9 protein-coding genes are annotated in these 13,104 nt (G+C 36.7%); 1 reads left to right on the forward strand and 8 read right to left on the reverse strand.

All coding sequences use genetic code 11. The features are described from left to right. The first annotated feature begins 150 nt into the window (after window positions 1-150). The gene (locus ACTWQM_RS12145; protein WP_443258423.1) at window positions 151-1,113 is read left to right on the forward strand and encodes a YaaC family protein; all 963 of its coding nucleotides are present in this window, start codon (window positions 151-153) and stop codon (window positions 1,111-1,113) included. Here the strand turns inward: ACTWQM_RS12145 and ACTWQM_RS12150 are convergent. The 8 genes from ACTWQM_RS12150 to dnaA all read right to left on the reverse strand — a co-directional run bounded on the left by ACTWQM_RS12150 (window position 1,110) and on the right by dnaA (window position 12,685). After that, on the reverse strand, window positions 1,110-2,207 hold the full coding sequence (locus ACTWQM_RS12150) for an HD-GYP domain-containing protein (RefSeq protein ID WP_443258424.1): 1,098 nt from the start codon (window positions 2,205-2,207) through the stop codon (window positions 1,110-1,112). The genes ACTWQM_RS12145 and ACTWQM_RS12150 overlap by 4 nt on opposite strands. A 226-nt stretch (window positions 2,208-2,433) precedes the next feature. Continuing rightward, window positions 2,434-4,935, reverse strand: a complete 2,502-nt coding sequence (gyrA, locus tag ACTWQM_RS12155; RefSeq protein WP_443258425.1) for a DNA gyrase subunit A — start codon at window positions 4,933-4,935, stop codon at window positions 2,434-2,436. A gap of 670 nt (window positions 4,936-5,605) precedes the next feature. Further along, the gene (gyrB, locus tag ACTWQM_RS12160) at window positions 5,606-7,513 is read right to left on the reverse strand and encodes a DNA topoisomerase (ATP-hydrolyzing) subunit B (RefSeq protein ID WP_443258659.1); all 1,908 of its coding nucleotides are present in this window, start codon (window positions 7,511-7,513) and stop codon (window positions 5,606-5,608) included. A 72-nt stretch (window positions 7,514-7,585) separates the two neighbouring features. After that, a complete protein-coding gene (remB, locus tag ACTWQM_RS12165) occupies window positions 7,586-7,864 on the reverse strand; it encodes an extracellular matrix regulator RemB (protein ID WP_443258426.1) in 279 nt (92 codons plus the stop codon). Window positions 7,865-7,879: 15 nt separating this feature from the next. After that, on the reverse strand, window positions 7,880-8,992 hold the full coding sequence (gene recF, locus ACTWQM_RS12170) for a DNA replication/repair protein RecF (protein ID WP_443258427.1): 1,113 nt from the start codon (window positions 8,990-8,992) through the stop codon (window positions 7,880-7,882). A gap of 15 nt (window positions 8,993-9,007) precedes the next feature. After that, entirely contained in the window at window positions 9,008-9,226 is a 219-nt protein-coding gene (gene yaaA / locus ACTWQM_RS12175; protein WP_443258428.1) for a S4 domain-containing protein YaaA, read from the reverse strand. A 788-nt stretch (window positions 9,227-10,014) separates the two neighbouring features. Continuing rightward, window positions 10,015-11,151, reverse strand: coding sequence for a DNA polymerase III subunit beta (gene dnaN / locus ACTWQM_RS12180; protein WP_443258429.1), 1,137 nt, complete (start codon window positions 11,149-11,151; stop codon window positions 10,015-10,017). Between the two features lie 184 nt (window positions 11,152-11,335). Next, the gene (dnaA, locus tag ACTWQM_RS12185; protein WP_443258430.1) at window positions 11,336-12,685 is read right to left on the reverse strand and encodes a chromosomal replication initiator protein DnaA; all 1,350 of its coding nucleotides are present in this window, start codon (window positions 12,683-12,685) and stop codon (window positions 11,336-11,338) included. Window positions 12,686-13,104: the final 419 nt, after the last annotated feature.

The following is a 13,104-nucleotide window of genomic DNA, read 5'->3' on the forward strand; positions in this document are numbered from 1 at the left end:
GACTAGATTTTATTCTATTGGTCAAACTATACTAGCAATTCTATTGTTATTTACAATACGTCAAGTCTCGCGCTTTTTCAACAAGAGAATTGGCTGATGTGAATAAAAAATAGATTCAAAATATTTTAAAATTTAGGAGGGGAAATTTTTATGAAAAATAAAGAGATAAATGTACTTTATACCTACCTCCAATCACAGCAAACAGCACAACAATTTTTATATGATTGCTACCAAAACCTGGATGGAGTTGAAGCATCAGCAAAGAGCTACGAAAACTGTAATTCGTTCATGTATTATCTGGATCATGGAATTCAGTTTTACGAAAATGGAAAAAACCTCGATATACTGTTTCAGCCTATTATGTTCTTCTATGGTATGATTCATTTGCTCAAAGCTAATTTACTAACAATCCGGCCAGATTATCCAGAATCAACAACAATCCTTGCACATGGTGTTTCAAGTCGGAAGCGGAAGAAAAAAGACTATTCATTTATGGATGATGAGGTAAAAACGCAACAGAATGGATTATTTCCTTATTTCTCAAAACATTTATTTTCTGTAAGTCAAGCACCCTTTGAAAAGTTTAAGATGGAAGACCTCTTAGGATTAATCCCTGAAGTATCTTCTTTGTTCACGTTACAAGGTCAAAAAGAAATGATTACTGTTGGAGAAGTTGGGATGTCAGAACTACACTTTCCTAATGCAATATTGGATAATTATCATTTAACAGCAAAATCATTCACCCAACGAATAAATGCGTATTTACCAGTGATTGAACAAACAGAAATTAATAAAAATTCCTTCTGCATAAAACTTTCAGTACCGTTACATAAACCCAGCGGTCCATTTTTTACACATGCAAGCAATAATCTAATTTACTTTCCGTTTCACCGAAGGAAGTACTTACTAAATTCAGAAGTGATGGTTCATTATTTACTTTTATATAACTTAAGCATGCTATGTCGATATGAATCAGAATGGTGGGGGGATCTCCTGTCTGCCAAGTCCGAAATAGACTATCCATTTATTACATATTTTCTACAAAATACAGCAGAAAAAATACCACTATTATTAGAAGAAAAATTACTGGAGAGAACTAGCAATCATGGCTAGTTCCCAATAATTTCACTAATAAATAGAGTCGATTCATTTTTTAATGCAACAATTTCGTTTGATTCATCCATTCGTACCATTGGCCTGGTAGGATATCTATCTTCTACAAATACTATTTCGCCTGATTGATTCGTTGACAGTATAACCTTTGTTCCAATTGAAAAATTGGCTAAGCTCTTAATAAATATCTGTACTACTTGATGATCGAGTTTTGAAAATTGATCATGCTGTAATTTTTCAATAACGTTAAATGGCGACTGCTTCTCTTTGTATAAGCGTTCGCAAGTCATTGCATGGTATATGTCACAAACTGCAATAATCCGTGAATAAACATGAATATTTTCTTTTGATAAACCAATTGGATAACCTGAGCTGTCCATTCGTTCATGGTGCTGCAGTACTGCTAACTTAACTTCTTTCGTAATAGTTGGGATTTTTTCGATAAAACGATATGAATAGGTTGGATGCTTCTTTATTTCCTGGTAGTCAGAGAAGTTTAATGATCCAGTTTTGGTAACGATAGTATTATCAAGTCGAGCCATACCACAATCACTTAAAGATCCGGCCAACCCAACTTGCAGCCATTCTCCTTTTTCAAAACCCATCTTCTTCGCCAGATATGCTGAAAGAATACCTACTGCTATACTATGATGAAAAATATAATCCTTTTTGTCTGCATAGTGGTGTAAAGTGTATACTGCCATACTAATATCATCCATTCGTTCAAACAGTGGAATTAGTATGTTACGAACTTCCGGCATATCAATAGCTACGTTATTTTGCCATTTTATAAAAAGCTTTTTATAGTTACTTACAGCATTTCTGTAATGGTCTTCGAATAATTCTGCGTTTTGTTCTTTACTAGGTTCTTCCTTTTGCTTTACTTCTTCTTTATGTACAAATTTAGGTTTAAAAGCCTCTCCATCTGCAAGCTTTGCAGACACATCGACCGTTTCAACCAAAAACTTCTCAAGCAGGTTAATATGCTCCTCGGTTAAAACAGTGTGCTGTGGAATAATCGGTTTATTGGACTTACCTGTAACATTCTTTAACAACACACAGCCTGGAACTAGTTGTGGTGGTTCAACCCGCATTAATTTCCCCCCTCGTAGTGAAAATTAGAAAACATGGCATTCGTTAAAGGGATTTTTATGAAAGCGTAATTTGCTTTCTTAGAACCCGTTATACTCTGGAGTACAGGACTTAGTTGCGAGGCGCTACAATGGTGGTTTCTTAACTGCAAAAAAAGGTGACCCTAGAAAATGATTTGACTATTTTCCTTGTAGAGTCACCTTGCAAAATTACATCATCATCCTGTTGTTAGTCTTCCTGATTATCTGTATCCTCAGTAGTTTCATCTGTACTTTCCTCTACTGATTCAATTTCTTCTTCTTCTTCACGTTCAATTTTAGCAACGGTAGCAACTTCTTCTTCTTCCTGCAAACGAATCAGACGAACACCTCGTGTATTACGGCCTGTTTGTGAAATGCTTTCAACAGGAATACGAATGAGAACACCTGCTACTGTTATAAGCATTATATCTTCTTCACCTGTTACAGCTTTTACTGCAACAACATGATTCGAGTCATCAAGTTTACATGTGAAGATACCTTTACCACCACGTTTAGTGATTCGATACTGGTCTTCAGGTGTGCGTTTTCCGACACCTTTGTTTGTTACATGCATTATTTGTACGCCCTCATCGAGAATTTCCATGGATATAACTTCATCATCTCCACGTAAGGAAATACCACGAACTCCAGCTGCTGTTCTTCCCATTGAACGTACTTGATCCTCAGGAAAACGAATCAGATAACCATTTCTAGTACCAATCATAATATCCTTCGTACCGTCAGTTAAGCGTACGGAAATTAATTCATCTTCTTCCCGAAGTCCGACAGCAATTAGTCCACCTTTACGGATATTGGCAAAATTCGATAGTTGTGTACGTTTTGATATTCCGTGCCTAGTCGTAAAGAACAGGTACCAGTCACTGCTGAATTCATTGACCGAAATAACAGCGTTAATCCACTCATCCTTCTCAATTTGCAGTAGATTTATAATCGGAATACCTTTTGCGGTACGATTAAATTCAGGAACTTCATATCCTTTAGAACGGTAAACTTTTCCTTTATTTGTAAAGAATAGAATCGTATCATGTGTTGAAGTAGAAACTAAATGTTCAACAAAATCATCTTCATTAGTTCCCATTCCTTGGATACCTCGACCACCACGTTTTTGTGTACGGTACGTAGATGCAGGAAGACGTTTGATATAACCCTGATGTGTGAGTGTTATAACAATGTTTTCTTCTGGAATTAAGTCTTCGTCTTCAAAGAAGTCTGCTCCGCCAATAATTATCTCTGTACGGCGCTGGTCATTGTATTTTTCTTTAATTTCTATAAGCTCTTCCCTGATTATTTCTAAAACTTTCTCTTCATCTGCCAAAATGGCCTTTAATTCATTAATTAGCTGAATAAGCTCACTATACTCATTTTCTATTTTTTCACGTTCCAGCCCTGTTAAGCGCTGCAAACGCATGTCCAGAATAGCTTGCGATTGTTTTTCGGTTAATCCGAAACGCTCGATTAATTCTTCACGTGCGATATCCGCATTTTTTGAATTCCGAATTAACGAAATAACCTCATCCAGATGGTCCAACGCAATACGAAGGCCTTCAAGGATATGGGCACGTGCTTCAGCCTTACGTAATTCAAAGGCAGTACGACGCTTGATAATTACCTTTTGGTGCTCTAAATAGTGTTCCAGGCATTGTTTAATGTTTAACACTTTCGGCTGCCCGTCAACAAGTGCAAGCGTATTTATACCAAAGGTAGTCTGCAATGCCGTGTATTTATACAAATTGTTTAACACAACATTTGCATTTACATCACGACGTAACTCCATAACTACGCGTAAACCATTACGGTCTGATTCATCACGTAGATCGGTAATACCATCAATCCGCTTATCGCGAACAAGTTCGGCAATCTTCTCAATTAGTTTCGCTTTGTTTACCTGATAAGGTAGTTCAGTAGCGATAATTTTAGGTTTACCATTTGATTGTTCTTCGATATGTACTTTGGCACGAATTATGACAGAACCTTTTCCTGTTTCAAATGCTTTACGAATCCCGCTTCGTCCAAGTATTTCTCCAGCAGTAGGAAAGTCCGGGCCATAAATATGATTTTCCATTAATTCATCAATTGTAATCTCCGGGTCTTCACTAACAGCTAAAACAGCGTCAATCGTTTCACCAAGATTGTGTGGTGGAATATTAGTTGCCATCCCAACTGCAATACCTGAAGTTCCGTTAACAAGCAAATTTGGAAAACGTGCAGGAAATACAACCGGTTCACGTTCTGTCCCATCATAGTTATCCGCATAATCAATTGTATCTTTATTGATATCGCGTAAAAGTTCCATCGATATCTTAGACATTCTTGCTTCCGTATAACGCATAGCTGCTGCTGAATCACCATCTACAGAACCAAAGTTACCATGACCATCTACTAGCATGTTGCGATAACTGAAATCCTGAGCCATACGAACCATTGCTTCATAAACAGCAGAATCACCATGTGGGTGATACTTACCAATTACTTCACCAACAATACGTGCCGATTTTTTATAAGCTTTATCAGAGTGCATACCAAGATCGTTCATTGCATACAATATTCTACGGTGAACAGGCTTCATTCCATCACGTACATCTGGTAGTGCACGTGATACGATGACACTCATTGCATAATCAAGAAACGACGTACGCATCTCCTGACCAATATTAATTTCTTGAACGTTTGGACGTTGTTGATCGACCATTAAATTACCTCCAAATCTTTAGAAAACTTGGCTTATCGCCAAGCCTTAATGGCGAAAGCCTTAGTTTCACTTATGCAGTAAGAAAGTATTTATACTTTCTTAACTGCTAAAACAAAGTGCTGACGCCTTACTCACGACTTGCACTAAACAGATATCATCAAATTTTATTATCACATTAGTAAACTGGACATATCACCAAGTTTTAGTGGCGAAAGGCCCTATACTTATGCTTTTTTCTTAAAGCTATTGGTAAAGTGATTGTTGTTTTTGACACAAAAACCTCTAAACTGCGACGTAACGTGAAAATATACTCAAGTACTATTGTTCCGGCTCGGAAGATACACTACATGCACCTTAGAGCAACACTTCAGCTATTGCTACGACGAACAGGACGTTCTAGTACCGCCGTTGATCACAGGACGTGACCGTTTTTAGCCGGTGCCCTGCAGGTGTCTCAGTGAATTTCCTTCACTGGATATTGTCGCAGTTAAACCCACATGGCTTCAGTGTGCTCAGCTTGTTAAAGATAAAAACAAGATTTTAAATCATCTCAACCAGCTGCGCCGTCAGAGAGCCTTACTTAATATTACCAATCGAACCCTCCATAGTCGTACCGCAGTGTATGGCATACTCAAGGGTTAAGAAAAACAAAATTTACAAAACAGCTTACTTAAACATCCAGATTCTTAACGTACTGGGCATTTTCTTCAATAAAGTTTCTGCGTGGTTCCACTTTATCACCCATTAGCATATCGAAAACCTGGTCAGCATCTATTGCATCAGTTAAATCGACTTGAAGCAATGTCCGTGTATCCGGATCCATAGTTGTTTCCCATAACTGAGTCGCATTCATCTCACCAAGACCTTTGTAACGCTGCAGTCCCGGTTTAGGAGATTTAGGAATTTCAGCCATAATCCGATCTAATTCCTTATCGTTATACGCATAATGTGCTGCTTTACCTTGTTGAACTTTATACAATGGGGGCTGAGCAATATAAATATAGCCATGTTCAATCAATGGACGCATATAACGATAGAAAAACGTTAAAAGTAATGTACGAATATGTGCACCATCAACGTCAGCATCTGTCATAATAACTATTTTATGGTAACGTGCCTTTGTTATATCAAAGTCCTCCGCAATTCCGCAGCCAAGTGCAGTGATCATCGAACGAACTTCGTTATTGGAAAGAATTTTATCCAAGCGCGCTTTTTCAACGTTAAGGATTTTACCACGTAACGGCAGAATAGCCTGGAAATGTCGGTCACGTCCCTGTTTTGCTGAACCACCGGCAGAGTCACCCTCAACTATATACAACTCACTAATTCTAGCGTCTTTTGAAGAACAATCAGCGAGTTTACCAGGAAGATTTGAGATTTCAAGTGCACTTTTACGTCGCGTTAATTCACGCGCCTTTTTTGCTGCCATTCTAGCACGTGATGCCATTAATCCTTTTTCTACCACTATTTTGGCAACATCAGGATTTTCAAAAAGGAATTTAGAAAATGTTTCACTAAATGCTGAATCCGTTACAGTTCTGACTAAACTATTTCCTAGCTTTGTTTTGGTCTGTCCTTCAAACTGCGGATCAGGGTGTTTGATTGAAATGATCGCTGTCATCCCTTCACGTACATCATCACCTGTTAGATTCGGGTCATTTTCTTTAAACATATTGTTCTTACGTGCATAATCATTGATGACACGCGTTAATCCTGTTTTAAATCCTGACTCATGCGTACCGCCCTCAATTGTGTGGATATTGTTTGCATAGGAATAAATATTACTTGCAAATCCATCATTATATTGAATGGCAACTTCAACAGCTATTCCCTGCTCTTCACTTTCAGCATAAAATGGTTCATGTAATACTTCACGCGTCCGGTTAATGTATTCTACGTATGATTTGATGCCACCCTCGTAAAAATAATTAACAGGTTCTTCATCTGTTCGTTTATCTTCAATTGTGATTGTTAACCCTTTATTTAGAAAAGCAAGTTCACGTACACGTTGTTCTAGTTTTTCAAATTCATATGTTATTGTTTCCGTAAATATCTCCGGGTCTGGCTTAAAATGAGTGACTGTTCCCGTAATATCTGTTTCACCAACAACAGTAATTTCACCCTGTGGTACACCTTTTTCAAAACCTAAAAAATGAACCTTGCCATCAAGATGGACATAAACCTCCAAATTGCTTGAGAGAGCATTAACAACAGAGGCACCAACACCATGTAATCCGCCTGAAACTTTGTAACCGCCACCGCCAAATTTACCACCGGCATGAAGAACAGTCATAATAACTTCAAGTGCTGGTTTCCCGGTTTTTTTCTGAATACCAACAGGGATACCACGTCCATTATCTTTTACCGTGATACTATTATCCTTTTCTATTATTACCTGAATGTGATCACAATGACCTGCCAACGCCTCATCAATACTATTATCTACAATTTCCCAAACTAGATGATGAAGTCCTCTTTCACTTGTTGACCCAATATACATGCCAGGTCTTTTTCGTACTGCTTCCAATCCTTCAAGTACCTGAATTTGGTCTGCACCATATGCTTCTTCGTTTCTCATTTTTTCGTCTGACATTTTTCCACCTACGTTTCTTTAGAGGTTAAACATTTCGATTTATAGATTTCACACTCTTTATTCAAGCTCGTCTGAAAAATCATCTAATTTACTGATTGTCGAGATCATACTGGCTCGTTTTTTCAAGGTTGAAACGGATAATGTACTAAAATAAACTTGCTCATTGGTAATGACAACTGATTTTGCTTCATCAATTGGACCAAAAACCCTTTCTTGACTTTTTACATTATTCATCATTTCTTCCATAATGATCGATGACGATATGATATTTCGGTCAATTATCGAAATAACGTCTTTTGATTGGATAACATTATCATTTCCAATATGTATAAACATCGTATCCCTCCACGATTATGTATCTACAGTCCCATTATTTACGTGAAACAACTCAGCTTCTCTTAAAGTTTCGTGATTAATACCATCTACACTAGTGGTGGATACAAAGGTTTGAACCTTCCCCTGAATTGTATTTAATAAATGGGATTGTCTGTGATCATCAAGTTCACTTAACACATCATCAAGCAGCAAAATAGGATATTCACCAACCTCATTATAAATTAACTCTATCTCAGCAAGTTTTACAGACAATGCTGTTGTTCTTTGCTGTCCCTGTGAACCAAATGTCTGAACATCTTTATTATTTACATGAAACACTAGATCGTCTCGATGTGGTCCTATTAAAGTTGTTCCACGCTCAATCTCTTTTTCTTGAATCTCTTGAAATTTATTTGTATATATAGAATCTATTTTCTCCTTATTTGCCGTTTCTGATACTTCAATTGTCGAGGTGTAACTAATTTCAAGCCGCTCCAGCTCACGACTTATTCCATAATGAATTGGACTCGCCCATTTTCGGAGCAATTCCAAAAAAACAAACCTGCGTTCTAATAGGGTAGCAGCATGTTCAATTAGTTGTTCTGTTAATACATGCAACATGGTTCGATCCTGTTTTTCCCTGCGTTGCATTTGTTTTAATAAATGGTTTCGCTGTTTAAGGATTTTCTGGTATTGTCCTAAATGATAAATATATCTAGGCTGAATCTGTCCAAGCTCCATATCGATAAAACGTCTTCTGATTTGCGGTGGTCCCTTTACTAACGTTAAATCCTCTGGTGCAAACATGACGACATTTAAGGCACCAATGTAATCACTTAACTTTTTTTGTTCAATTCGATTTAACTTTGCCTTTTTCCCTTTTGTCGAAAGAATTATTTCAAGCGGAAACGACTGTTTTCGTTTTGTAATCCTTCCCTCTATTCTAGCATATTCTTGTTCCCATTGGATAAGTTCTTTTTCCCTGGGGGTTCGATGTGACTTTGTAAATGCTAGAACATAAATAGCCTCCATCAGATTCGTTTTCCCCTGGGCATTTTCACCGATAATAACATTAATTTTATCATCAAATGAAACTTCCAAATGGTCATAGTTCCGGTAATTTTTTAATTGTAAATGTTCAATATGCATGGGAATTCCTCACGATTAGTCTTTAGTAACAATGTAAGAGCCAATACTTTCTATCTCTACCACATCATTCGGGTAAAGCTTTCTGCCCCTGCGATGATCCAATTCGCCATTAACTAATGCGCCTTGGTCCTGTAAAAATGCCTTTACCATACCACCTGACTCCAGAATGTTTATCAATTTTATAAACTGGCCCAGTGTAATATAGTCTGTATTTATTTCAATTTTTTCGTGCATTTTTATCACCAAATCTTTTTAAAGTATTGTAAATAGCGTTTCAAATGTACCTTCTTTCTATTTTACTAAAGTTTTGATGTTTAGGAAAGGCAAGACCCTTAAATGCTTTAAAAAGGCTTTAAAAAGTGTCAGGAACATAACATTTAAGGAAAAATAATAACAGGATAGGATGTCTAGAGCGTTCATTTTCAATGATTGGATCAAATACGTAGTTGATATGAAATGCGAATTAACTTTACCGTGGTTTGCTTCAATCTTTTATAAGATGAGTGCAATGACACCGCTTCGGAAATACACTACGCTTTCCGCGGGCAACGCTTCAGCTTCCTCGGAAGCAAAAACCGCTTCCTGCGGGATCTTCAGCTGTTGCTTTTCCCGCAGGAGTCTTCGTGGATTTCCTCCGCTGGGTTTTGCACACTATATTTGATAATTAAAAAGATATATTATGACGGATAAAAGCAGGATTTTAAAACCATTTAAACAAGCAGCTGGAATATGCGAGACTCCTGTGGGACAGCGATCCTAAGAGACCCCACAGGGAGCGTCCTTTTGCGACCGAGGAGGCTCGTGGTGAGCCCACGGAAAGCGAGTATATTCCAGCTGCGTGGTTAGGAAGTTTTACTAAGTCAGACTCCCATAATTATTTTGCATTTTAATTCTAACCAGCAACATTAGAAAATCCGAACTAATTCGAATTCTATTTTAAGAATTTGAATCTTAGTTCGGATTTTACTTTGACTAAAACATTTTTGTCTCAGCCTCTTTTTTTAAAACGTAATATTGATTTATTAATACGTACGAACAGGGAGGATTAATTGTAATATCGGATCATTATTTGCTGGTTTTATAATAAATGGCCGCATTGCCCCTGTAAATTCAACCTTAACCTCATCATTTTCCACAGCCTTTAAGGCATCAAGCATATATTTCGAACTGAATGAAATTTTTAATTCTTCACCTTCAATGGATTGTACACCGATTTCTTCTGCAACACGTCCAACTTCTGGTGAGTTACTCGTGATTTCCAGTAGATTATCACCTTTTGTAGTTAATTTAACAACATTGTTTCGTTCTTCTTTTGCAAGAAGAGATGCACGATCAATCGTATTTATAAGTTCTTTTGTTTTTACATGTAATATTGTTTTGCTTTGCTCTGGAATCAAGCGTGATGTTTCCGGATAATTTCCATCCAATAATCTGGACAAGAAGTTTAAGTGTTTTGTACGGAAGAGTATTTGGTTGTTGGTGACACTTATTTCAACGTTTTCTTCGGTATCATCCAATATTTTATTAAGTTCAGTTAAACTTTTTCCTGGAACAACAATACTTGGAAGATCACCATTGTTTTCTTTAACGGGGATTTCACGTGACGCTAATCGATGACTGTCTGTTGCAGTAAATATTAATGTTTCATTTTCCAGTTTCATATTTACACCAGTCAGAATAGGACGCGTCTCCATTGTTGAAACAGCAAAGACAGTCTGTTTAATTAAACTTTTAAATAAGTCAGTCGGTATTTCAAAGCTATTATCTGTTTGTAACTTTGGTAGTTGTGGATATTCTTCTGCATCTTGTCCATTCAGATTAAATTCTGCTTTTCCAGATCGGATCGTAACTTTTAGATTAGAATCTGTTTCAATTTCAACCGTTTTTTCAGGTAACTTACGAATAATATCGGGAAAATAGCGTGCTTGTACTACGATGCTACCTTCTTCTATTTGTTCTACATGAACGATTCCATTCTCTTCTGCTGGAATATGTGACTCAATTGAAATATCTGAATCACTTCCTGTTAATGTTATTCCGTTTGATTTTGCTTCAATTTTCATCCCCGTCAGGATTGGTATTGCCGTTCTGGAAGAGATTGCTTTCATTACGTCTTGTACACCATTAATTAATTGTTCACGCTGAATAATAAATTTCATTGAATTTATTCTCCTTTTTGGACATATATTATTTCTTTTATTTATAAAAATATAGTAATAACAGTAATAGGGCCTGTGATTATGTGGATAAGCACTTCAAGTTCAAGTGACATAAAGTTATCCCCATGTGGACAGATTGTTTATAAGTGTGTCACGCTATGCACACTATTAACATGTTGATAGGTTAAAAAGATTTTAACTGTTCTTTTAAATCTTCAATATCTTTGTGCATTAGTGTATCATTTTCCATCATTTTACTGATTTTTTCATGTGCGTGTATGACGGTTGTGTGATCACGACCACCAAATTCTTCTCCTATTTTCGGTAATGAAAAATCAGTCAGTTCCCTTGAAAGATACATCGCAATTTGTCTCGGAAATGCAATTGATTTAGTGCGTTTTTTGGCCATAAAGTCTTCCAGTTTAATATTGTATTTTTCTCCTACAGCTTCCTGTATTCCGTGAATTGTTATTGTTCGCGGTTTATTGCTTGGAATTATATCCTTTAGTGCGTCAGCTGCAAGGGATGCGTCAATATCCTGATTTACTAAAGAGGAATAAGCAACAACACGAATTAAAGCCCCTTCCAGTTCACGAATATTTGTATCGATTTGATTTGCAATGTAAAGCATTACCTCATTTGGAATATCAAGTCCTTCTGCTTTTGCTTTTTTACTTAAAATAGCAATCCTTGTCTCAAGATCTGGTGGAGTAATGTCTGTAATTAACCCCCATTCAAATCGTGAGCGTAAACGATCTTCCAGTGTTGGTATTTCCTTTGGAGGACGATCACTGGAAATTATAATTTGTTTATTTTCTTCATGTAATGTATTAAATGTGTGGAAAAACTCTTCCTGGGTTTGTTCTTTACCAGCAAGGAATTGAATATCATCAATTAACAAAACATCAATACTTCTATATTTGTTCCTGAAACTAGTTGCTTTGTTGTCCATAATGGCGTTAATAAATTCATTTGTAAATTTCTCAGATGATAAATAAACTACTTTCGCCTCAGGATTATGGTCTTGTACATAATGTCCGATGGCATGCATTAAATGTGTTTTACCAAGTCCAACACCACCATAAATGAATAGTGGGTTGTATGCTTTTGCTGGAGCTTCCGCAACTGCCAACGATGCTGCATGAGCAAAGCGGTTCCCGGATCCAATAACGAATGTATCAAATGTATATTTTGAATTAAGCATTGTTTTTGGTGCATCACCACCATTATTTTTCATTGCCGGTACTTTTTTAGGAGCAGCATTGACTTCATCCACTTGCTCTTGTGATTCAGGAATAATAAATTGCGTAGACAGGTTTGCACCAGTAATGTCTACCAAAATATCATTAATCAGCTGCGTGTATCTGCCTTCTAACCAGTCCCGTGCAAATTCATTTGGTGCTGACACAATTAATGTATCCTCTTCCAGCTTTTCGGCTTTTGTATTTTTTAACCAAGTGTCAAAACTAGGTTTACTAATCTTTTCTTCAATTTTTTCTAAAGTTGCTGTCCATAATTCATCAATGTTTTCCAAACTGGTTCACCCCTTTCAATTACTGTAAATGACAGAAAAAACCTCTCTCAATCTTCATTAGCAGCTACAACGGAAGACGGAAAGGCATTATGTATAGAAATAAAAATAAAAACATATTAATTTTTTAATTGTGGATATCAAAAGACAGTAATATAAACGGTTTTGTCAGGTTATATACGATATCCACAGTTTTGTTGATAAGCTAATGAACAGAGGTGTGAACAAGTGTCCACAGTTTTTCCACAGATTGTGGATAAGCAAAAACCTGATGATAGATTTACACATATTAAAACACAAATATAATACCAAAAAAACAGGGAACTTGCAACGGATATTCGACAGTTATCCACAAAAACCAGCATTTGTAGACAACAATTATCCACACTAACATATTATGTGGTTATCTTGTCGATAATTGT

The organism is Virgibacillus sp. L01 (assembly GCF_052246775.1).
Taxonomy (GTDB): domain Bacteria; phylum Bacillota; class Bacilli; order Bacillales; family Amphibacillaceae; genus Lentibacillus.